Here is a 22,870-nt window from a genome sequence, read left to right on the forward strand (position 1 = left end):
GCGAGCGCAGCGAAGCAATCCAGTCGGCGCAACGCTGGGCAATCTCGCGCTGTCCTGGGTCACTTCGCTGCGCTCGTGATGACGGCGGAGGCCGGGCTGACCGGTTGTTCCGATCGAAGATCGCGTGGACGATCACGCGTGCCGCCCTCCCGGCAGCGCCACCCAGTGCCCCGGCGCCACCTCGCTGAGCGGCCCGTCGGGCGGCTGGTCGTGGCCGGCGAGGTCCCGCGCGGCGAGGCGGGCGCGCTCCTCGGCCGGGTGCGGCACCGGCACCGCGGCGAGCAGGCGGCGCGTGTAGGGGTGGCGCGGATCCTCGTAGAGGGCGTCCGCCTCGGCCAGCTCGACGATCCGCCCGCGCCAGAGCACCGCGACCCGGTGGCAGAGATAGCGCACCATCCGCAGGTCGTGGGAGATGAACAGGTAGGACAGGCCCATCTCGTCCTGAAGATCCTGCAGCAGGTTCACCACCTGCGCCTGGATCGAGACGTCGAGCGCCGCGATCGGCTCGTCGGCGACGATGAAGCTGGGCTTCAGGGCGATCGCCCGGGCGATGCAGATGCGCTGGCGCTGGCCGCCCGAGAACTGGTGCGGGTAGCGCCCCATGAACCGCGGATCGAGCCCGACCCGCTGGAACAGGGCGGCAACCGCCTCCCGCCGCTCCGGGCCGCGCATGTCCCGCCGATGCAGCTTGAACGCCTCCGCGACATACTCGCCGGCGCTCATCCGCGGGTTGAGGGCCGCGTAGGGATCCTGGAACACGGTCTGGATCCGCGCGCGCATCTTGCGCATGGCGCCCGCTGAGAGCTTGGCGAGGTCGGTGCCCTCGAAGGCGATCGTGCCCGAGGTCGGCGGGTTGAGCATGGTTACGGCCCGGCCGATGGTCGACTTGCCGGAGCCTGACTCGCCCACGAGGCCCAGGGTCTCGCCGGGGCGGATGTCGAAGCTCACGCCCTCGACGGCGCGGAACACCGCGCCCTTGCCGCCCCACCAGGAGCGGAGGGGATAGTGCTTGGACAGGTCGCGCACCGCGACGACCGGCTGCTGCGACGCGTTCATCGCGCGGCCTCCTCACCCAGGAGCTTCGGCAAATCGTACCAGGCGGCGACGAGGTGGCCCGGAGCGGCGCCGGGCGCCTGCGCCAGGGGCGGCATCTCGGCCCGGCAGCGCGGCGTCGCGTAGGCGTTGCGCGGCGCGAACGGGTCGCCCGGCGGGAGATGGCGCATGTCCGGCGGCGCGCCCTCGATCTGGTGGAGGCGCCGCCGCCCGGCGCGGCCGCCGGAGAGATCCGGCAGGGACCGCAGCAGGCCGAGCGTGTAGGCGTTGCGGGGATCGGCGAAGATGTCGTCGACCGGGCCGCGCTCCAGGATCCGGCCGGCATACATCACCTGCACGGTGTCGCTGATGCCCGCCACCACACCGAGATCGTGGGTGATCCAGATGATCGCCATGCCGAGCTCACGCTTCAGCTCCTGCACCAGGGAGACGATCTCGGCCTGGACGGTGACGTCGAGCGCCGTGGTCGCTTCGTCGGCGATCAGAAGCTTCGGCCGGCAGCTCAGGCCGATCGCGATCATCACGCGCTGGCGCTGACCCCCGGAGAACTCGTGCGGGTACTGGTCGAGGCGCCCGGCCGCGTTCGGGATGCGCACGAGGTCGAGCAGCTCCCGGGCCCGGGCGCGGGCCGCGCGGGCGTCGAGGCCGAGATGGATGCGCAGGGGCTCGACGATCTGCGCCGCCACGGTCATGCCGGGGTTGAGCGAGCTCATCGGGTCCTGGAACACGAAGCCGATCGCGCCGCCGCGGATCTTGCGCAGCTCCCGCTCCTTCAGGGCGAGGAGGTCGCGCCCCTCGAACAGCACCTGCCCGCCGGTGATGCGGCCGGGCGGGCGCGGGATCAGGCCCAGCATGGCCAGCACGTGCACGCTCTTGCCGGAGCCGGACTCGCCGACGATCCCCAGCGTCTCGCCCTCGTGCAGGGTGTAGGACACGCCGTTGACCGCGTGGACCGCGCCGCCGTCGGTGTCGAAGGCGACCGCGAGGTCGCGGACGTCGAGGAGGGGCTTCGTCATCGCGGCCGTCATGTGCGCTGCCTCGGATCGAGGGCGTCCCGCAGGCCGTCGCCGAACAGGTTGAAGGCGAGCACCGCGAGGAAGATCGACAGGCCGGGCCAGATCGCCATCCAGGGCGCCTCGTCCATGAAGTTCTTGGCGGTGTTGAGCATCGCCCCCCAGGACGGCTCGGGCGGCTGCTGACCGAGGCCGAGGAACGACAGGCTCGCCTCCGCGATGATGGCCGCCGCGATGGTCAGCGTCGCCTGCACGAGGATCGCCGGGACGATGTTGGGCAAGATGTGGACCCGGGCGATCCGCCAGGGCGGGTTGCCCACGGCGCGCGCGGCCTCGACGAACTCCTCCGCCGCCACGGCGCGCACCTGCGCCCGGGTCAGCCGGATGAAGGTCGAGGTCGCCGAGAGTCCGATCGCGATCATCGCGTTGACGAGGCTCGGGCCCAGGAAGGCGGCGAGCGCGATCGCCAGGATCAGGAACGGGATCGCCAGCAGCGCGTCGGTGAGCCGGGAGATCGCCCCGTCGATCCAGCCGCCCGCGTAGCCGGCGAGCAATCCCAGGGGCAGGCCGAGGGACACCGCCAGCGCCACCGAGACGAGGCCGGCGCCGAGCGAGGCCCGGGTGCCGAAGATGATCCGCGAGAGCACGTCGCGCCCGACCTCGTCGCCACCGAACGGGTGCGCGAGGCTCGGGGCGCCGCGGACGTTGCCCCAGTCGGTGGCGGTCGGGTCGTAGGGAGCGATCCAGGGGGCGAACACCGCCATCAGCACCAGCAGGCCGACGATGACGAGGCCCACGACCGCACTCCTCCGCGCGCGCAGGCGTCGCCAGAAGGCCGCGAGGGTGCCGGGCTCTCGGAGGATGGCGTGGTGGGCGGGGGCGCCGGACGGGGCAGCCTCCAGGCCGACCGCCTCGGCGCGGGCGATCTCGCTGCCGGTGCTCATGCCCGCCTCAGCTTCGGGTTCACGGCCGCCGCGAGCAGGTCGGCGGCGAGGTTCAGGGCGATGTAGGTGGCGGCCGTGCAGATCACGACGCCCTGCACGGTGGCGAAGTCCCGGTTGAACACCGCATCGACCATCAGCTTACCGAAGCCCGGCACGGAGAAGACCTGCTCGGTGAGCACGGCCCCCGACAGGAGCTGGCCGAATTCCAGCGCCCCCAGGGTAATGATCGGGATCGCGGCGTTGGGCAGGGCGTGCCGCAGGGTGACCCGCAGCGGCGAGACGCCCTTGGCGCGCGCGGTGCGGACGTAGTCGGAGCCGAGCACGCCCAGCATCGCCGCGCGGGTGTGGCGCATCATCACCGCCGCGATGGCGTTGCCGAGCACGAAGGCCGGCATCGCCATGGCGGCGAGGTTCTCCGACAGGCTCTCGAACGGCGAGACGTAGCCCGAGGCCGGCAGCCAGCCGAGCTCCACCGAGAACAGCAGGATCAGCAGGATCCCGAGCCAGAAATTCGGCACCGACAGGCCCCAGAGGGCCACGCCGTTGGCGATCGTGTCGGCGGCCTGCCCGCGCTTGACCGCCGAGAGCACGCCCATCGGCACGCCGATGGCCAGCGCCACCAGCATGGCGAGGCAGGCGAGTTCGAGCGTCACCGGCAGCTTCTCGACGATCAGTTCGGAGACCGGTTTCTGCAGCCGGATCGACTCGCCGAGATCGCCCCGCAGCACGCCGCCTGCCCAGTAGGCGTAGCGCACCGGCAGGGGCTCATCGAGGTGGTATTTTTCCCGGATGAACGCGATCACCTGCGGATCGCGCTCCTCGCCGGTGAGCGCCGTGGCGACGTCGCCCGGCAGCAATTGCTGCAGGGCGAAGATGATCATCGAGGCGAGGATCAGGGTCGGGACCGCCAGGGCGAGGCGTCGGGCCAGAAATCGGAGCATCAGGCGCGCAGCATCAGTTCAGCTTCAGCCCGGTGAAGCGCACGAGCCCGTCCGGGTAGGGCACGAAGCCCGTGATCTTCTGGCTGTAGGCCCAGAGCAGCTTGCGGTGCAGGATGTAGATGCCCGGCCGGTCCTTCAGGACCTGATCGGCCAGGGCCTTCCAGGCGGCCTTGCGCTTGGCCGGATCCACCGTCCCGCGCTCCGCCTGGAGGGCCGCGTCGGCTTCCGGGCTGCAGTACTTGGGATAGTTCAGCGCCGCCTTGCAGGCCAGGAAGCTGAACGTGTTGCCGTCCGGGTCCGAGCGGCCGCTCCAAGAATAGAGCTGCGCCTCGTAATTGCCCTTGTCGGCGGCATCGAGCGCGGTCGTGAAGTCCACGGCCTGGATCTTCACGTCGAAGCCGGCCTCCTTGGTCATCGCCTGGATCACCTGGCCGACCTGCGGCGACTCGCTGTTGGCGTAGACGGTCAGCGTGATCTGCGGGTTCGGCTTGCCGGCCTCGGCCAGCAGCGCCTTGGCCTTGGCGACGTCCCGCTTCGGGATCGGGTACTCGGCGACGTAGTTCGGATTCTTCGGGTTGACCCACTGGTTCCCGGCCAGAAACTCGCCGTTGTAGACCACCTGATTGATGGCGTTGCGGTCGATGGCCGCCTCGAACGCGGCGCGCACCTTCGGGTCGGAGACCGGCGAACCGGCCTTGTGGGGGTTGAACAGGATCTCCTGGAAGCCGAGTTCGTAGGTGGAGTCCAGCTTCAGCTTGGCATCGCGCTTCACCTGCGCCACGTCGGTGGGGGCGAGGCGCTCCAAGAGGTCGAGCTGACCCGCGCGGAGGTTGGTGAGCCGCACGGTGGCGTCGGGGATCGGCCGGAACTCGATCCGCTGGATGTGGATCGCGTCCTTGTTCCAGTAGTCGGGGAAGCGCTCGACCACGATCCGGTCCTGCGGCACCCGCTCGACGAACTTGTACGGACCGGCGCAGACGGGAGCGGAGGCGAACTTGTCGCCGAGCCGCTCGGCGGCCTTGGGCGAGACCATCATGCCGGCCCGGTCGGTGAACTGCGCCAGCAGCGGCGCGAACGGCTGCTTCAGGTTGATCCGGAAGGTCAGGTCGTCGACCACGTCCACGGAGTCGATCGGCGCGATCTCCGAGCGGCGCTGCGAGCCCGGCATCTTCATGTGCCGCTCGATCGAGAACTTGGCGGCGGCGGCGTCGAGCTTCTCGCCGTCGTGGAACAGCACGCCCGGGCGCAGGTGCATGGTCAGCGCCTTCTCGTCGGGCGACAGCTCCCAGGAGGTGGCGAGCTGCGGCACCGGCTTCAGGTCCGGACCGATATCCACGAGCTTGTCGCAGAGCGCGGCGAACACCATCCGGCTCGCGAAGGTCCGGGCGAGCGTCGGGTCGAGGGCGTCCGGATCCTCCATCATGCCGTAGCGCAGGGTCTGCGCGGCGGCGGGCCCGGTGAGGGTGAGCCCGGCGAGGAGACAGGCGGCGTAACGCAACATGAGACCGATCCGGGTGGAGGCGGGAGAAGCGGAACGGACCGGCCGGTCCGTTCCGGAGGCGGCCGGCAGTGTTGCGCGGCCGTTTGGCATGCACAATCCCAGGCAGCATCCATGCCATACAATCAGGATGCATCTTTTATTCAATCCGCGCCGCGACCCTCTGAGGCCGCCGTTTCGAGCCGGCCGGCGGCGTTCGATGACGGCGCGACCGCGCCCAGCGTAGAGATCGGCCTTCGACAGCTCCGTGAGCGCCTGATCTGAGGTGCGACTAAGATCGGGATAAATCCAATTTTACGCATTGCTTGAACAGGCCGGAAAAAACTTCGGCCCCAGAAGGTCGTCGATGTATTCTTTATGATGATGCGGGTGTGATGGTCCGGCGGCACATCGTCATGTTGCCCGCGTTGTGCTGGAACCAGCGGCGTCGCGATTTCTACGCCGTGACCGCCGACGTCTCGACCGAGGGCATCCGGTTCCGCTCCTCTTCGCTCCTGGCGCCGGGTGAGCCTCTCACCTGCAGCATCCGCCATATCGGCACGCTCGAGGCCCGCATTGCCCGCGTCGCCGGTCAGGAGTTCGTTGTCTGTGTCCGCGGTGGGCGCGCGACTCTGACTGACGTCGCCCGTCAATTCGTGACGCTGGCAAAGGCCCAGGACCTGCAACCCGAACCGATCCGCGCTCACCGTCGGATCGTGCCGAAGCAGAAGATCGTCCAGATCACCACCGCATCGGGCGAGGCCCTCCAGGGACACGTCCTCAACGTTTCGGCCTCCGGCGTCGCCCTGCTCGTCGATCACGCGCTGGAGATCGGGGCGATGATCCGCGTTGGGCGAAAGACCGCCACCGTGATGCGCCACTTCACCCACGGTGTCGGGGCCGCCTTCTCGGAGCCGTTCGCGCCGTCCGCGGTCCACGAGGCGATGTCGCTCTGAGGGCCGCCCGCGGATCCGGGCGCCGCCGCGGAGCGGCGATCATCGGCCACCCGCCCCTCGCAGCGGCGGCGGAAGGGCGCTACAACTTCGCGGTCCAGCGAAGGATCACCGATGAAGCGACCGCTCTCCGCCCGTTCCGCCACGTCCCTGGCGCTCCTGCCGGCCGCACTCGTCCTGCTGCCCCAGGCGGCCTTCGCCCATCCGGGGCACGGCACCGCGACGGGCGCGGAGGCGGGGTTCCTCCATCCTCTCCTGGGCACCGACCATGTTCTCGCGATGGTCGCGGTCGGCCTCCTCGCCAGCCTGCGCGGCGGACGGGCGCTCTGGGCGCTGCCCCTGTCGTTCCTGGCGCTGATGAGCGTGGGGGCGGGGCTGGGCATGGCCGGCGCGGTGCTGCCGCATGTCGAGCTCGGGATCGCGCTGTCCATCGTCGTGTTCGGCCTCGCCGCCATCGTCGGCCTGCGCGCGCCGGTGGCCCTACTGGCTGCCCTGGTCGGGGTCTTCGCGGTGTTCCACGGTTACGCCCACGGCGCCGAGATGCCCGAGACCGCCTCCGGCCTGTCCTTCGGCCTCGGGTTCCTCGCGGCCACCGCGCTCCTGCACGCCGCGGGGATCGGACTCGGCGCCGCGGCATCGCGGATCGGAGCGACGCGGGCCGCCCCGGCCCTCGGCGCCGGCCTCGCGGCGGCCGGTCTCGCGCTGCTGGCGCTCCCCGCCTGAGCGCCGTACCCGACCCGCTCCGGAGCCCCGCCCGGGCCGCGGGCGCGGCGCCCCGGCTGAGCATCCGCATCGATCTCGGGCCGGGGCACCGCCTCGGCCCCGGCAAGGTGCGGCTCCTGGAGATGATCGCCGAGCACGGCTCCATCGCGGGCGCCGGCCGGGCGCTGGGCATGTCGTACCGCCGGGCCTGGCTGCTGGTCGAGGCGATGAACACCGGCTTCGGCCGCCCCGTGGTCGAGGCGCAGACCGGTGGCCGGGCCGGCGGGGGCGCGCGCCTCTCGACCTTCGGCGCCGACGTGGTGCGGCGCTACCGGGCCGTCGAGGCGGCCGCGGAGGCGGCGGCCGCGCCGTTCCTGAGCTGCCTGGGACAGGCCGGGGACGCGTAACCGCGCCGGGCACGGGCGCGAACCCGGATGCGATGTCACAGGCCCTCATGGGCTGACGTCTCATCATCCCGCCCCACGTCCAGCCGGTCGCGACAATCCCGGCACCAGGAAGAGAACCCCCATGGCAAAACTCACGACGCTCGCCCTGATGAGCCTGCTGGCCGTCACCACCGGTGCGCAGGCGGCGCCGAAGGTCGAGCGCCTGCGCGGGACCGTCGAGGCGGTCGCGGGCGGCGGCTTCACGCTGAAGACACGGGACGGCGCGTCGGAGACCGTGGCGCTCGCCCCCGACGCCAAGGTTTCCTGGGTGGTCCCGTCGAGTCTCGACGCGATCAGGGATGGGGTCTTCATCGGCACGGCCACGAAGGGCGAGCCGCCGGTGGCCCTGGAGGTGGTGCTGTTTCCCGAGGCGATGCGCGGCACCGGCGAGGGACACTACGACTGGGACATGATCCCCGACCACACGGCGGGCGGGGCGCCGGTGCGGAGCGCCATGACCAACGGAACCGTGAAGGCGGACGTGCGCTCGACCGCTCCCGACGCGCCCCGCGTGAAGAGCGCGATGACCAATGGGACGGTCAAGGCGAGCCGCGGCGGGGCGGAGCGGACCCTCACGGTCGATTACGGTCAGGGCCAGTCGCTGCAGATCCTGGTGCCCCCGCAGGCGCCGGTCGTCAGCTTCGAGCCCGCCAGCGCCGCGGCCGTGGCGCCCGGCGCCAAGGTCTTCGTGATCGCCGCGCGCGGGGACGACGGCCGCATCACGGCGCGGCGCGTCGCCGTCGGAAAGGACGGGCTGACGCCGCCCATGTAAGGCCGCGCCATGTAAGGCCGCGCCATGTAAGGCCGCCCTGTGACGCCGCAGATGTGAGGCGGCCGCCCGACGCGTCCGCGCGCGGCGGGCGTCCGGCGCCGCGCCGGCGAATCGGCTAGGACGGCGTGAGCCGCCCGGTCCCGGGTCGGGGCCGGGCGAAAGGCTGCCCGTCGGCGCGGCAGCTCAGCCGCTCAGGACAGCATTCGTGCACATTCGGCGGACCGTTGCCGACTAAAGCGCCCCGAGAATGTTGCCAGGCCGCAACATCGCGCTGGAACTGCCAAGGCAGCCGCGAATCCTCGTTGCTCGCGGAAACCCGTTCGCACATGGTGATCGTGCACGGGGGCATCGCCAAGCGAGAGCCCGCAGGAGCCTGCCACCTAAGACGCGGGCCAAACCTACAGAACGTGCGGCTAGACCCGGATAACCGGGCAGGTCCGCATCATTGGGTCTCGAAGCTTTGGAGATGTCTATGAAGCTCTTGAAGAGCTCATTGCTCGGGTCTGCTGCTGCGTTCGCGGCGGTAGGCGCAGCCCACGCCGCCGACCTCCCGGTCAAGAAGGCGGTCCCGATCGAGTACGTTCGCGTCTGCGGCGCGTACGGCGCCGGCTTCTTCTACATCCCCGGCACCGACACCTGCCTGCGTCTCTCCGGCCGCGCCCGGTTCGAGGGCGGCTACATGACCAGCTACTCGCGTCAGGGTAGCAACGGCGACACGTCGGGCTACCAGGGCCGGATGCGCATCAACCTCGATGCCCGCACCCAGACCGCCTACGGCACGCTGCGCGCCTTCGTCCGCCTCGATGCCGGCTCCCGCACCGGCTATTCCGGCGTCGGCACCTCCGGCACCCAGCAGCGCATCGGTCAGGCCTTCCCGGGCCTCGGCATCGACCAGTTCGGCCGCGCCCAGCAGTTCGTGAACGTCGACAAGGCCTTCATTCAGTTCGCCGGCATGACCGCCGGTCGTGCCTCGTCGTTCTTCGACTTCTACGCCCACGACTTCGAGTTCGCCGGCGCCACGCTCGGCTCCGACATCGCCTCGACCAACCTGCTCGCCTACACGGCCACGCTCGGCAACGGCCTGTCCGCCACGATCTCGGCCGAAGATCCGGTCTTCCGCCGCAGCGTGATCTTCTCGCAGACCAACAACCCGGGCGGCGTGACGGTCAACGCCAACCTCGCCAACTTCGCGCAGTCTCAGTCGCCGGCCGAGGTGTTCATCGGCTACACCAACGGCGTGCCGACCCGGTACAGCTTCGTCGACGTGATCCAGCGCTCGCGCATGCCCGACGTCGTCGGCGCCCTGCGCCTCGACCAGGCCTGGGGCTCGGCTCAGGTCTCGGCCGCCGTCCACGAGCTGAACGTCGGCAACGTCGCGAACGGCGCCGGCACCGGCACCGGCTCGAACATCAGCATCCCGCACGCCAGCAACTCGTACGGCTGGGCGGTGCAGGGCGGCCTGAAGATCAACACGCCGTTCATCGCGCCGGGCGACGCCCTCTACCTGCAGGGCGCCTACGGCTCCGGTGCCCAGATGTACACCGGCTACTGCGCGTTCAGCGGCTGCTACTCGCAGAACCCGGCCACCATCCAGGGCCAGAAGTTCGCGCAGTACATCAACGACGCGACGCTCAACCCGTTCACGGGTCAGCTTGAGCAGTCGACGAGCTTCACCGCGACGGCCTCGTACCTGCACTACTGGTCGCCGGAGTGGCGCTCGGCCTTCTTCGGGTCGTACGGTGAGATGAGCTACGGCAGCGGCGCTCGTCTCGCCCAGGGCGCGGCCTTCGCGCTGGCGAACAACACCGGTGGCAACTCGTTCGGCGTGAACGGCGTCGGCGTGCCGGGCACCCGGTTCTACCAGCTCAGCGAGGCGCTGCGCGACACCTACCAGTTCGTGGCGGGCGGCAGCATCATCTGGTCGCCGGTGAAGGACCTCGATATCGGCGTCGAGGGCTTCTACACCCAGATCGGCGTCAAGAACGGCCGCGTGATCGACCGCGACAAGAGCCCGACGGCCTACGCCAACGTCGCCGGCATCAACAACGGCACCTTCGTGCCGCGGACCACGACGGCGGACAGCGTCTCCACCTTCCGCTTCCGCGTCCAGCGCGACTTCTAAGCCACTCCACCGGCGCCGGGGCCTCGGCCTCCGCGCCGGTCCCCGTGCTTCAGGAACCTCAAGGCTCGGCTTCGGCCGGGCCTTTTTCGTTCTGCCGGGTCGCTCTGGATCCGTAGCGCCTCCGGCTGCCAGCGCGCGGTCGGCCACGCGACCCGGTGCGTTCCGCGCCGCGATCCCGCCCGCTCCCGGCCGGTCCGTTGACCGACCCACGATCGGGTCCGGCGATGCGCCGCCCCGCGCGCAGGGCGCCGCCGATGCGCGCCATCGTTCGTTCGGATCTGCTGTCCGTGAGCGCGCCGCGTCCATCGAGCCGGGCCAACGCCGCCGCGCCGCGCGACACGGGCCATCCCGCAAATGAGCAGAGCCTCCGGCCGACGCGTCGGACGGGCAGGGCCCGCGCGTCGAATCGCTCGCCGGCGACTACGTGCCGTTCGCGGGGTGCCGAGGTGGTTCTAACTGCATCCGCCACGCCTGTCCGGTCAGAGACGGCCCGCGCGACAACTCCGGGTCGACTTCCGGGCCGTCGCCTCTCGATTGGTGCTGGTCGTTCGAACGAACCGGCTTTAGCACTATCTCATCCGTGCGGCTAATCTGATAATATATAGATATACTGAGTAATTATTTCTGTTCTTGCATTATTGGAAAACATTTTGTTGCAGTAGCGCAACGTTTATCTGCAGGATCGAAGGTAAATCTGAATCTTTGTTGCGCGCGGTCAGGTCGCTGCACATCGTCTTCGGGCAAATGGGCTTCAACATCGCCGTGGCGAGCGAGAACATGCCGATGATCTGCGAATAAATCGTGGATTATATTTGGTGTGTCCGGTTTTGATCATCCGTTTGCGAGAATTGAGCTTTAAATTCCGGAGACATCGATGACATTGCTGAGATCATCGCTTCTGGCGACTGCCGCCGCGTTCGCGACGATGGGCGCTGCGCACGCCGCCGACCTGCCGGTCAAGAAGGCTATCCCGGTCGAGTACGTCCGCGTCTGCGGCGCGTACGGCGCCGGCTTCTTCTACATCCCCGGCACCGACACCTGCCTGCGCATCTCGGGCCGCGCCCGGTACGAGGGCGGGTACATGACGGCGTCGACGCGGCAGGCCGGCACCAACGCCGGCGACAGCGCGGGCTATCAGGCGCGTCTGCGCATCAACCTCGATGCCCGCACCCAGACCGCCTACGGCACCCTGCGCGCCTTCGTGCGCCTCGATGCCGGATCCCGCACCGGCTACGCGCGCTCGGGGACGCAGGCGCGCATCGGGCAGGCCTACGACGCCACCGGCGTCGACCAGGCCGGGCATGCGCAGCAGTTCATGAACGTCGACAAAGCGTTCATCCAGTTCGCCGGCCTGACCGCCGGCCGCGCCGCGTCGTTCTTCGACTTCTACGCCCACGACTTCGAGATCTACGGCGCGACCGCGGGCTCGGACGTCTCCTCCACCAACCTGCTCGCCTACACGGTGACGGCCGGCGACGGACTGTCGGCCACGCTGTCGGTCGAGGACCCGGTCTTCCGGCGCAGCCCGATCTACGCGCCGGCCGGCACCGCGTCGCCGGTCAGCCCGGTCTTCGTCGGCTACTTCAGAGGCGCACCGGTCGGGGTCAGCGGCGTCGACAGCATCCAGCGCGAGCGGCTGCCCGATGTCGTCGGCGTCCTGCGCGTCGATCAGGGCTGGGGCTCGGCGCAGCTCTCCGCCGCGGTTCACGAGCTGAACGTCGGCAACATCGCGGCGACGCCCGCGGCGGGCGCCAATGTCAGCGTCGCGCACACCAAGAGCGTCGAGGGCTGGGCGGTGCAGGGCGGCCTGAAGATCAACGCCCCCTTCGTCGCGCCGGGGGACGCCCTCTATCTCCAGAGCGCCTACGCCGACGGTGCGCAGATGTATACGGGATACTGCGCCTTCACCGGCTGCTACACGCAGCTCAACAACGGCTTCCAGGGCCAGAAGATCTACCAGAGCTTCTCGGACGCGACGGTCAACCCCTTCACCGGACAGCTGCAGACATCGCAATCCTTCTCGGCGGTCGCGTCGTTCCTGCATTACTGGACGCCGGAATGGCGCTCGGCGGTCTTCGGTTCTTACGGAGAGCAGGACTTCTCCCGCAACGCGCGCCTCGCCCAGGGCGCGCTCTACAACGTCCTGAGCTTCAACGGCGCCGCCAATCTCGGCTCCAACGCGGTCGGCGCGCCCGGAACCCGCTTCTACCAGTTGAGCCAAGCGCTGCGCGACACCTACCAGTTCGTCGCGGGCGGCAGCATCATCTGGTCGCCCGTGCGCGACCTCGATATCGGCGTCGAGGCCTTCTACACCCAGATCGGCGTGAAGCACGGCCGCGCGATCGATTCCGACAAGAGCCCCACCGCCTACGCCAACGTCGCCGGCATCAACAGCGGCGCGTTCGTCCCGCGCACCGTGACGCAGGACTCGGTCTCGCAGGTCCGCTTCCGCGTCCAGCGCGACTTCTGATCGACGATTTCGGCGGCGGGGCCTCGGTCCCGTCGCCCGTCCCCGTCCGATGCCGTCGTGGCCCGGTCGGCCGCGTGGCCAATTCTCTGACCTGTGATTACGACCGAGACGGGATCTTAATCCCTGCCGACGGGACAGGTCGCGTCCTTTGTTCCCTGGATCGCGTTGCCGCCCTTCATCCGCGCTGATACGCCGGATGTCACTTTATCGCCGCCGATCGTGCGCGACCTAATGGATCGCGGCCCGGCGCGCGGTCGCGAGGGCGCGGCGAAGCGGCCCGCGAGCGGTCAGAGATCCGGGGGGACGCCATGACCAGCACCGTTTCACCGAGCCCGAGCCCGATTCCGTCGCCGGCGGAGGGCCGGGCCGAGGACGGGCGCGCGGCCCGGTTCTGGCCGGACGTCTGGTGGCGGCTGATCGACTTCAAGATCGGCATCATACCGCTCCCGATCTTCGTCGTGCTGGCGATCCTCCTCACCGTCCTGGTCCAGGAGGGCGAGATCAAGCCCGACGGGCCGACCATGATCGCCGTGCTGGTGATGGGCGGCTTCACCTGCGCGGAGATCGGCAAGCGGATCCCGATCCTGAAGAATATCGGCGCCGGGGCGATCTTCGCGACCTTCATCCCCTCGGCGCTGGTCTACTACGCCCTGGTGCCGCCGCAGATGGTCAAGGCGATCACCGATTTCACCAAGTTCACCAACTTCCTCTACATCTACATCGCCACGATCATCGTCGGCTCCATCCTCGGGATGGACCGCGAGGTCCTGATCAAGGGCTTCCTCAAGATCTTCGCGCCGCTCGCCCTCGGCTCGGTGGCGGCGGCCCTGGTCGGGACGCTGGTCGGCACGCTCCTCGGCCTCGGCCCCTACAAGACCTTCTTCTTCATCGTCGTGCCGATCATGGCGGGCGGCGTCGGCGAGGGGGCGATCCCGCTCTCCATCGGCTACGCGGCGATCCTGGGGATGCAGCAGGGCGTGGTCTTCGCCCAGGTGCTGCCGCCGGTGATGCTGGGCTCACTGACCGCGATCATCCTGTCGGGCACGCTCAACTCCGTCGGCAAGCGCTACCCGCACCTCACCGGCGAGGGCCGCCTCCAGCCCGATTCGGACGGGATCAAGTCGAGCGACGCCCAGGCCAAGGCCGAGGCGGCCAAGGGCCAGATTGATCCCGCCACGATCGGTGCGGCCGGGCTCACGGCGATCACCCTCTACCTGCTCGGCGTCATGGCCCACCACCTCGTCGGCCTGCCGGCGCCGGTGGCGATGCTGTTCCTCGCCGTCCTGGCGAAGCTCGCCAGCGCGGTGTCGCCGCATCTCCAGGCCGGCGGCTTCGTGGTCTACAAGTTCGTTCAGGTCTCGATGACCTACCCGCTGCTCTTCGCCATCGGCGTCGCGCTGACGCCCTGGCACGAGCTGATGGCGGCCTTCACTCTGGTGAACCTGATCACGATCGTGTCGACCGTCGTGACGCTGATGACGGTCGGCTTCTTCGTCGGCCGCTGGCTCGGCATGTACCCGATCGAGACCGCCATCGTGAACGCCTGCCACAGCGGCCAGGGCGGCACCGGCGACGTGGCGATCCTCACGGCGGCGAACCGCATGGCGCTGATGCCCTTCGCGCAGATCGCCACGCGCATCGGCGGCGCGCTGACGGTGACCGGCACGATCGTCGCCATGAAGTGGATCGGTGCCTAACGGGCACCCGGAAAGGACGTCGTCATGGCCGGTGATCCCGGGGCCGTCGGGGCCACGCTCAAGTCACGGATCGGCGCGATCCTCCGCTCGACGAGCGGCAACTTCCTGGAGATGTTCGACTTCTTCCTGTTCGGGTTCTACGCCACCTACATCGCGCGGGCGTTCTTCCCCTCGGGCAACGAGACCACCGAGCTGCTCCTGACCTTCGGCACCTTCTGGCTCGGGGCGCTGATGCGGCCGCTCGGAGCGATCGTGCTCGGCGCCTATATCGACCGGATCGGCCGCCGGAAGGGCCTGATCATCACCCTCGCCATCATGGCGAGCGGCACGGTGCTCATCGCCTTCTGCCCGAGCTACGACACGATCGGGGTCGCGGCCCCGCTGATCGTGCTGGCCGGGCGCCTGCTGCAGGGCTTCTCGGCGGGCGTCGAGATCGGTGGCGTCTCGATCTACCTGTTCGAGATCGCCACGCCGGGCCGGCGCGGCTTCTACACGTCGTTCCAGTCGGCGAGCCAACAGGTGGCGATCATGTTCGCCGCCCTGATCGGCTACGGGCTGAACGCGTTCCTGACCAAGCAGCAGCTCGGCGATTTCGGATGGCGCATCCCGTTCTTCATCGGCTGCCTGATCGTGCCGTTCATCTTCTTCATCCGGCGGTCGCTCCAGGAGACGCAGGAATTCGCCAAGCGGACCCGCCACCCGACCACCCGCGAGATCCTGACCACGGTGGCCGCCAACTGGCGGATCGTGCTGCTCGGCATGATGCTGACCACGATGACGACGGTGACGTTCTACATGATCACCGTCTACACCCCGACCTTCGGCAAGAACGTCCTCAAGCTCACCGAGACCGACAGCCTGATCGTGACGCTGTTCGTGGCGATCACCAACTTCGTCTGGCTGCCCGTGGGCGGGGCCCTGTCCGACGCCATCGGCCGCAAGCCGGTGCTCCTGACGATCTCGACCCTGTCGCTGCTGACCACCTACCCGGCGCTGCACTGGCTCGTCGCCGATCCGACCTTCGGCAAGATGCTCGCCGTCGAGCTGTGGTTCTCGTTCTTCTTCGGGGTCTACAACGGCGCGATGGTCGTCTCGCTCTCCGAGGTGGTGCCGGCGCATGTTCGCGCCAGCGGCTTCTCGCTGGCCTACAGCCTCGCCACCGCGCTGTTCGGCACGGCCACGCCGATGGTCTCGACCTTCCTGATCGAGAAGACCGGCGACCGGGCGGCGCCGAGCTACTGGCTGATGGCGGCAGCCGCCTGCGGCATCGTCGCGACGCTCGCCCTGTTCCGCGGCCGGCCCGGTCTGGAGCGCGTGCCGGCCCACGCCTGAGGGGCGGGGGGGCCTCAGCTCTCCTGCCAGATCCGGATCCGCGCCTTGAAGGCGGCGCGGATATGGGCCCGGGCCGCGGCCTCGGCGGCATCCCCGTCGTGGGCCCGGATCGCCGCCACGATCGCCGCGTGCTCGGCGAGCGATTCCGCGGCGCGGTCGGGCGCCGCCAGCGTGGTGGCGCCCGGGAGCAGCACCAGCGACAGGCGCATCGTCTCCAGCGTGCTCTGCAGGAAGCGGTTGCGCGCCGCCCCGTGGATCTGGCGGTGGAACAGCCGGTTGGTCCGTGCCAGCGCGGGCGCGTCGCCGAGCAGCGTCCGGTCCCGGGCGACCATCTCCTCCAGGATCTCGGTCTCGACCGTGCTGGCGTGGATCGCCGCGAGGCGCGCGGCCGTCCCCTCCAGCACCTCGCGCAGGTCGTAGAGCTCGCTGACTTGCCCGTAGTCGAGCTGCGCCACGCTGGCGCCCCGGTGCGGCTCGTGGGCGACGAGTCCCTGCGCCTCCAGCCGGCCGAGCGCCTCGCGGACCGGCGTGCGGCTGATCTGGAACCGCTCGGCGAGCTCCGCCTCGCGCAGGCGGCTGCCGGGGGCGAGCTCGCCCTCCTCGATCGCCCGCAGCAGCCGCTCGTAGGCGCCGGCACCGCTGGAGCGCTCCGCTTCGCTGGCCTTCATGTCCGGCTCTCCTCGGCTCGGCCATAGCGCGAAACCGTGGCGCCCGAAACGCTTGCGAGAAATTGCATGCAGACGTATACAATTCGCCGAGAGCAGTCGCAGGAGAGGAGGCAGGCATGCAGCGTCCGGACGATGCGCCGTGGGATGCGGTCGTGGTCGGCTCGGGCAACGCCGCCATGAGCGCCGGTCTCGCCGCCCTGGAGCGCGGCGCTTCGGTTCTGATGATTGAGAAGGCGGAGCGGGACCTCGCCGGCGGCAACACCGCCTACACGGCCGGGGCCATGCGCTTCGTCTACGCGGGCACCGACGACCTGATGCCGCTGCTGGTCGATCCCGAGGACCCGCGCCTGCCGCGGACCGATTTCGGTGCCTACACGGCGCAGAAATTCGAGGCGGACCTGCTCGGCTTCAACGACGGGCGGCCGCTCTCGCGCGAGCAGCGCATCCTGATCGACGAGAGCGGCGCGGCCCTGCGCTGGCTGGCGACGCAGGGGGTGAAGTTCGAGCCGATCTACTCCCGGCAATCGTTCGAGAAGGACGGGCGCTTCGTGTTCTGGGGCGGCCTGACGCTCGCGACCCACGACGAGGGCTTCGGTCTCGCCCGGGCCGAGCTGGAGGCCTTCACCCGGGCCGGCGGCGAGATCCGCTACGGCTGCCCGGCCCAGGGCCTGATCGTGGAGGATGGGCGCGTCGTCGGCGTGGAGACGCCGCAGGGTCCGGTCCGGGCGACGTCCGTGGTGCTGGCCTGCGGCGGCTTCGAGTCGAACGCCGCCCTCCGGACACGCTTCATCGGCGAGGGCTGGGACAAAGCCCGGGTGCGCGGCACGCCCCACAACCAGGGCGACGGGCTGCAGATGGCGCTCGACCTCGGCGCGAAGGCCCACGGCTTCTACGGCGGCTGCCACGCCACGCCGATGGACCTGCACACCCCCGATTACGGCAATCTCGAGTTGCCGCACGGCGAGCGCAAGCACTACCGGAAGATCTGCTACTTCCTGGGCCTCATGCTGAACGCGAACGGCGAGCGGTTCGTCGACGAGGGCAAGAATTTCCGCAACTACACCTACGCCCAGTTCGGCCGCTCGATCATGGAGCAGCCCGGCCACGTGGCGTGGCAGGTCTTCGACGCCAAGGTCGATCACCTGCTCTACAGCGAGTACCGGTTCCACGACGCGCACTTCGTCGAGGCCGACACCCTGGACGGGCTCCTCGACAAGCTCGAGGGCATCGACCGCGTGGCGGCGCGGCGGACCATCGCGGCGTTCAACGCCGCCGTGGACGAGAGCGTGCCCTTCGACCCGACCGTGAAGGACGGGCGCGGCACGAAGGGGCTCGCCCTGCCGAAGTCGAACTGGGCGCAGAGGATCGAGACCGGGCCGTTCAAGGCCTACCCAGTCACGGGCGGCATCACCTTCACCTACGGCGGCGTCGAGGTCGGCGACGACGGCGGCGTGAAGCGCGCGGACGGCGGCACGATCCCGGGCCTCTACGCCTGCGGCGAGATGGTCGGCGGCGTGTTCTTCAACGGCTATCCCGGCGGCTCGGGGCTGACCTCCGGCGTCGTGTTCGGCCGCCGCGCCGGCTACGGCGCCGCCGCGAGGGCGAAGGGCTGAGGTCAGCGGCGGAGCGCGACCGCGTTATTGCGCAGTGCGGGGGAGGGGGAGCCGCGCGATCGGTCCCCAGCGGCCCATCGTCCCCTGTCCGCCGCCCCGGCGCGGGCGTAGAAGCCCAGCCATGCCCGCCCGACAGGCCGTCTTCACCATCTCCCGCGGCGTCCCGTTCTTGCCGACGCTCGCCGAGGCGCTGCTCTCCGGCCGCCTCGTCGGGCCGGTGGCGGACGATCCGCTGGCGCTCGCCTCCGTCACGATCTACCTGCCGACCCGCCGCGCGGCCCGGGCGCTCGGCGCGATCCTGGCCGAGAGGCTCGGCCGGGACGCGCCCGGGCGGGCGACGCTGCTGCCGCGGATGATCCCCCTCGGCGAGGCCGACGAGGCCGAACTCGACCTCGCCGCCGAGCCGCTGCTGGAGGAGAACGCCGATCCTCTGAGCATCCCGATGCCGCCGCTGGAGCGCCGGCTGATCCTGGCCCGCCTCGTCCAGGCCTGGGCCAGGACCGTCGACCGGACCCTGCTGCCGCTGGACGCCGAGGTGCCGTTCCTGGTGCCGTCCTCCCCCGCCGACGCGGTCGGGCTCGCCGGCGATCTCGAGCGCCTGATGGACGCGCTCACCGTCGAGGGCTTGCCCTGGTCGGAGATCGGCGCCGCCGTCGAGGCCGAGTATTCCCGCTACTTCGGCCTGACCCTCGACTTCGTGAAGATCGCCGCGGAGAACTGGCCGAAGCTCCTGGCCGAGCGCGGCCTCGCCGATCCCGTCGCCCGCGCCCGCGGGCTCGTGCTCGCCGAGGAGCGGCGCCTGTCGCGCAGCGCGACGCGGGACCCGGTGATCGTCGCCGGCTCGCTGGGCTCCGTCCCCGCCACGGCCCGGCTCATCGCCGCCGTGGCCAAGCTGTCCCACGGTGCCGTGGTCCTGCCCGGGCTCGATCTCGACCTCGACGCGGCCGGCTGGGACGGCATCGACACCGGCGAGGGTTTCTCCCGCGTGATCGCCCACGGCCATCCGCAGGCGGTGCTGCACCGGCTGCTCGGACCGGAGAACCTCAACCTCGACCGCGCCGAGGTCGTCGCCCTCGGCGAGCCCCACCCCGGCCAAGCGGCGCGGGCCGCGCTCCTGTCGCAGGCCCTGCGGCCGGCCGACACCACCGACGCGTGGGCCGCCCTCGAGCCGGCCGCGCGCGACACCGTCGCCCGCCTCGGCCTCGAGGGGCTCGCGCTCGCCGAGGCGGCCGACGAGCGCGAGGAGGCGCTGGTCGCGGCGCTGGCGCTGCGCGAGACCCTGCAGACCCCCGGCGCGACCGCGGCGCTCATCACGCCCGACCGCGGGCTCGCCGGCCGCGTCGCCGTGGAACTGCTGCGCTGGGGTATCGTGGCCGAGGATTCCGCCGGGCTGTCCCTGGCCGTGAGCCCGGCCGGGCGGCTCGCCCGGCTCGCGGCGGAACTCGCCGCCGACCTCGCCCGCGATCAGGCCGACGCGATCCCCGCCCGGCTGATCGCGCTGCTCTCCCACCCGATGGTCCATCTCGGCCTGCCGCGTCCCGACGTGGTCCGGGGCGCGGCCGCCCTGGAGATCGGATTGCTGCGCGGCCCCGTCCCGGCCCCGGGCTTCGACGGCCTGCGCAAGGCCCTCGCCGCCGAGCGCGCCGGGCCGCCCGAGCACCGGCCCCGGGCCAAGCGCCGCCTGAAGGACGTCGACTGGGAGCTGGCCGCGAACCTCCTGGACCGGCTGGAGCTGGTGTTCCGGGATTTCCCGGGCCCGGACGGGGCTGGCGATTGCGACCTCGTCACCACCGCCACCGGGCACCGGGCGGCGTGCGACCGGCTGATCGCGGGGCCGGAGGACGCGCCCGAGGAGACGGACGGCTCCCTGTCCTGCCTGGATGCCCTGTTCGACGACCTGGAGATGGCCGAGCCCGGCCTGATGCCGGGACGGTTCGACGATTACGCCACCTTCTTCACGTCGCTCGCCCGGGAGCGCCTCGTCGCCTGCTCGGGCGAGGCGCCGCATCCGCGGCTGCGCATCCTCGGGTTGCTGGAGGCGCGCCTCCTGTCGGTGGACCGCGTGGTGCTCGGCGGGCTGGACGAGGGCGTCTGGCCGGTGCGCACGCTGACCGACTCGTTCCTCAACCGGCCGATGCGCGAGCGGGTCGGTCTCAACCCGCCCGAGCGGCGCATCGGGCAGATGGCCCACGACTTCGTGCAGGCGCTCGGCTGCCGCGACGCGGTGATCACCCGGGCTCTGAAGCGGGAGGGCGCGCCGACCGTGCCGTCGCGCCTGATCCAGCGCCTGCGCGCGCTCTCGGGCGACGCCCGCTGGGACAGCGTCCTCCACGCGGGGCGCCGGCTCGCGGGCCTCGCCGCGCGGCTCGACGCGGCGCCGCCGGAGCCGCGGCTGAAGCGCCCCGCGCCGAAGCCGGACCCGGCGCTGTTCCCGCGCTCGCTCAGCGTCACCGAGATCGAGACGCTGGTGCGCGATCCCTACAGCATCTTCGCCCGCCACGTGCTCGGGCTCGACCCGCTCGATCCGCTGGCGGCGGCGCCGGGCGTCGCCACCCGCGGCTCCCTGGTGCACGACGTCTTCGCGGAATTCGCCAGTCGCCATCCCAAGGACCTGCCGCCGGACTCCGCGGAGCGGCTGCTGAACTTCGCGGTGAACGCCTTCGGCGACATCGAGGCGGAGTACCCCAACCTCTACGCCGAGTGGTGGCCGCGCTACGAGCGCATGGCCTCGGCCTATCTCGACTGGGAGACCCAGCGCCGGCCCGGCCTGACCCGGGTCTACCCGGAGGTCTCCGGCCGCTGGGCGATCCCGATGGGGCGCGAGACCTTCACGCTGCGCGCCCGGGCCGACCGGATCGAGCTGCGGCCAGACGGCACCGCCTGCATCGTCGATTACAAGACCGGGACGCCGCCCTCGGGCAAGATGATCTTCTCCGGGTTCTCGCCGCAGCTCACCCTGGAGGCGGCGATGCTGATTCACGGCGCCTTCGCGGAACTGCCGGCCGTGAAGACGACGCCGGACCTGCTCTACGTCCACGCCTCCGGCGGGCGGAAGCCCTTCGTCCCGATCCCGGTGAAGCCGCCGCGGGGCGAGGAGCGCGGCGTGGAGGCGATCGTGGCCGAGCACGCCGCGCGGCTCCGGGGGCTGGTGGCCCGGTTCATGACCGGCGAGGCGGCCTACACGGCGCGGCCCTACCCGCAATATGCCAGCCGGTACGGCGCCTACGACCACCTCGCCCGGGTGCTCGAGTGGTCGCTCGCCGGGGACGAGGGCGGGGAGTGACCCCGCCCGCGCCCTCATCCGGAGGTGCCGAAGCGCAGCTCAGGCCTCGAGGAAGCCTCCGGATATCGCCGCGATCCCGGGGGACTTCTTCGAGGCGGCTGCGCCGCACCTGAGGATGAGGTGATCCGGTGGGAGGCGCGTCCTCCGCGCCTCAGAAGAACGCCTGCAGCCCCGTCTGGGCCCGGCCCAGGATCAGGGCGTGGACGTCGTGGGTGCCCTCGTAGGTGTTCACCGTCTCGAGGTTCTGGGCGTGGCGCATCACGTGGTACTCGCCCATGATGCCGTTGCCGCCGTGCATGTCCCGGGCGGTGCGGGCGATGTCCAGCGCCTTGCCGCAATTGTTGCGCTTGACCAGCGAGATCATCTCGGGCGCCATCCGGCCCTCGTCCATCAGCCGCCCGACCCGGAGCGAGGCCTGGAGGCCCAGCGCGATCTCGGTCTGCATGTCGGCGAGCTTCTTCTGGACGAGCTGGGTCTGCGCCAGGGGCCGGCCGAACTGCTTGCGCTCCAGCGTGTAGGTGCGGGCGCGGTGCCAGCAATCCTCGGCGGCGCCCATCGCGCCCCACGAGATGCCGTAGCGCGCCCGGTTGAGGCAGCCGAACGGCCCCTTCAGCCCGGAGACGTTCGGCAGCAGCGCGTCCTCGCCGACCTCGACGCCCTCCATGACGATCTCGCCGGTGGTGGAGGCGCGCAGGGACAGCTTGCCCTTCAGCGTCGGGGCGGACAGGCCCTTCATGCCCTTCTCGAGGACGAAGCCGCGGATCGCGCCCTCGTGGGCGTCGGACTTCGCCCAGACCACGAAGACGTCCGCGAAGGGCGCGTTCGAGATCCACATCTTGGCGCCCGAGATCCGGTAGCCGCCGTCGATCTTCTCGGCCTTGGTCTTCATGCCGGCCGGGTCCGAGCCGGCATCCGGCTCGGTGAGGCCGAAGCAGCCGATCCACTCGCCCGAGGCGAGCTTCGGCAGGAACTTCTCGCGCTGCTCCTCCGAGCCGTAGGCGTGGATCGGGTACATCACCAGGGAGGATTGCACGCTCATCATCGAGCGGTAGCCGGAATCCACCGCCTCGACCGCCCGCGCCACGAGCCCGTAGGCCACGTAGGAGGCGCCCGCGCAGCCGTACTCCTCGGGGAGGGTCACGCCGAGCAGGCCGAGCTCGCCCATCTTCCGGAACAGGCCGGGATCGGTCTTCTCGGAGGCGTAGGCTTCGACGATCCCGGGGAGAAGCTGCTCCTGCGCGAAGCTCTGGGCGACGTCGCGGATCGCCCGCTCGTCCTCGGTGAGCTGATCCTCCAGCAGGAAGGGATCCTCCCAGACGAAGCGGGCCGAGGCCGGGGCCGACGGGGAGGCGCTGCCCGGAGGGCGCATCGGAGCGTTCATCGA

General features: G+C 70.6%; 17 protein-coding genes. 10 read left to right on the forward strand and 7 right to left on the reverse strand.

The genetic code is table 11. From position 1 onward, the window contains the following. Nucleotides 1-132: 132 nt before the first annotated feature. From ACLBYE_RS07180 to ACLBYE_RS07200, 5 genes are read right to left on the reverse strand one after another with little or no spacing between them, the layout of a single operon-like run. Nucleotides 133-1,056, reverse strand: a complete 924-nt coding sequence (locus ACLBYE_RS07180) for an ABC transporter ATP-binding protein (protein WP_447693625.1) — start codon at nt 1,054-1,056, stop codon at nt 133-135. Next, the gene (locus ACLBYE_RS07185; protein ID WP_447693626.1) at nt 1,053-2,081 is read right to left on the reverse strand and encodes an ABC transporter ATP-binding protein; all 1,029 of its coding nucleotides are present in this window, start codon (nt 2,079-2,081) and stop codon (nt 1,053-1,055) included. The genes ACLBYE_RS07180 and ACLBYE_RS07185 overlap by 4 nt, the downstream gene beginning before the upstream one ends. Further along, nucleotides 2,078-3,010 (reverse strand): ABC transporter permease, encoded by a 933-nt coding sequence (locus ACLBYE_RS07190; protein WP_447693627.1) that lies wholly within the window; start codon nt 3,008-3,010, stop codon nt 2,078-2,080. The genes ACLBYE_RS07185 and ACLBYE_RS07190 overlap by 4 nt, the downstream gene beginning before the upstream one ends. Continuing rightward, nucleotides 3,007-3,951, reverse strand: a complete 945-nt coding sequence (locus ACLBYE_RS07195; RefSeq protein ID WP_091676321.1) for an ABC transporter permease — start codon at nt 3,949-3,951, stop codon at nt 3,007-3,009. The genes ACLBYE_RS07190 and ACLBYE_RS07195 overlap by 4 nt, the downstream gene beginning before the upstream one ends. A gap of 13 nt (nt 3,952-3,964) precedes the next feature. Next, on the reverse strand, nt 3,965-5,452 hold the full coding sequence (locus ACLBYE_RS07200) for an ABC transporter substrate-binding protein (RefSeq protein ID WP_447693628.1): 1,488 nt from the start codon (nt 5,450-5,452) through the stop codon (nt 3,965-3,967). A gap of 371 nt (nt 5,453-5,823) precedes the next feature. Here ACLBYE_RS07200 and ACLBYE_RS07205 point away from each other — a divergent pair, with 371 nt between their 5' ends. The 8 genes from ACLBYE_RS07205 to tcuC all read left to right on the forward strand — a co-directional run bounded on the left by ACLBYE_RS07205 (nt 5,824) and on the right by tcuC (nt 15,922). Beyond that, on the forward strand, nt 5,824-6,384 hold the full coding sequence (locus ACLBYE_RS07205) for a pilus assembly protein PilZ (RefSeq protein WP_447693629.1): 561 nt from the start codon (nt 5,824-5,826) through the stop codon (nt 6,382-6,384). Nucleotides 6,385-6,495: 111 nt separating this feature from the next. Beyond that, the gene (locus tag ACLBYE_RS07210) at nt 6,496-7,104 is read left to right on the forward strand and encodes a HupE/UreJ family protein (protein WP_447693630.1); all 609 of its coding nucleotides are present in this window, start codon (nt 6,496-6,498) and stop codon (nt 7,102-7,104) included. Nucleotides 7,105-7,166: 62 nt separating this feature from the next. Beyond that, the gene (locus tag ACLBYE_RS07215) at nt 7,167-7,490 is read left to right on the forward strand and encodes a winged helix-turn-helix domain-containing protein (protein ID WP_447693652.1); all 324 of its coding nucleotides are present in this window, start codon (nt 7,167-7,169) and stop codon (nt 7,488-7,490) included. A 121-nt stretch (nt 7,491-7,611) separates the two neighbouring features. Then, nucleotides 7,612-8,301 carry a metal ABC transporter permease gene (locus ACLBYE_RS07220; RefSeq protein WP_447693631.1) on the forward strand — a complete coding sequence of 230 codons (690 nt, stop codon included), beginning with the start codon at nt 7,612-7,614 and terminating at the stop codon, nt 8,299-8,301. 472 nt (nt 8,302-8,773) lie between these two features. Further along, on the forward strand, nt 8,774-10,423 hold the full coding sequence (locus ACLBYE_RS07225) for a porin (RefSeq protein ID WP_447693632.1): 1,650 nt from the start codon (nt 8,774-8,776) through the stop codon (nt 10,421-10,423). A gap of 874 nt (nt 10,424-11,297) precedes the next feature. Then, the gene (locus ACLBYE_RS07230) at nt 11,298-12,893 is read left to right on the forward strand and encodes a porin (RefSeq protein WP_447693633.1); all 1,596 of its coding nucleotides are present in this window, start codon (nt 11,298-11,300) and stop codon (nt 12,891-12,893) included. Between the two features lie 308 nt (nt 12,894-13,201). Beyond that, nucleotides 13,202-14,590, forward strand: coding sequence for a 2-hydroxycarboxylate transporter family protein (locus ACLBYE_RS07235; RefSeq protein WP_447693634.1), 1,389 nt, complete (start codon nt 13,202-13,204; stop codon nt 14,588-14,590). A 24-nt stretch (nt 14,591-14,614) separates the two neighbouring features. Beyond that, a complete protein-coding gene (gene tcuC / locus ACLBYE_RS07240) occupies nt 14,615-15,922 on the forward strand; it encodes an MFS transporter (protein WP_091979345.1) in 1,308 nt (435 codons plus the stop codon). Between the two features lie 14 nt (nt 15,923-15,936). On the opposite strand, the gene ACLBYE_RS07245 is transcribed toward tcuC, so the two are convergent. Further along, nucleotides 15,937-16,590 (reverse strand): GntR family transcriptional regulator, encoded by a 654-nt coding sequence (locus ACLBYE_RS07245; protein WP_447693635.1) that lies wholly within the window; start codon nt 16,588-16,590, stop codon nt 15,937-15,939. Between the two features lie 116 nt (nt 16,591-16,706). On the opposite strand from ACLBYE_RS07245, the gene tcuA reads away from it, so the two are divergent. Both tcuA and addB read left to right on the forward strand, forming a co-directional pair. Continuing rightward, entirely contained in the window at nt 16,707-18,203 is a 1,497-nt protein-coding gene (gene tcuA, locus ACLBYE_RS07250; RefSeq protein ID WP_447693636.1) for an FAD-dependent tricarballylate dehydrogenase TcuA, read from the forward strand. A 121-nt stretch (nt 18,204-18,324) separates the two neighbouring features. Beyond that, nucleotides 18,325-21,486: a double-strand break repair protein AddB gene (gene addB, locus ACLBYE_RS07255; RefSeq protein WP_447693637.1), complete on the forward strand. Its 3,162-nt coding sequence runs from the start codon at nt 18,325-18,327 to the stop codon at nt 21,484-21,486. Between the two features lie 151 nt (nt 21,487-21,637). On the opposite strand, the gene ACLBYE_RS07260 is transcribed toward addB, so the two are convergent. Then, nucleotides 21,638-22,867 (reverse strand): acyl-CoA dehydrogenase, encoded by a 1,230-nt coding sequence (locus ACLBYE_RS07260; RefSeq protein ID WP_447693638.1) that lies wholly within the window; start codon nt 22,865-22,867, stop codon nt 21,638-21,640. Nucleotides 22,868-22,870: the final 3 nt, after the last annotated feature.

It is taken from the genome of Methylobacterium sp. A52T, assembly GCF_053346095.1.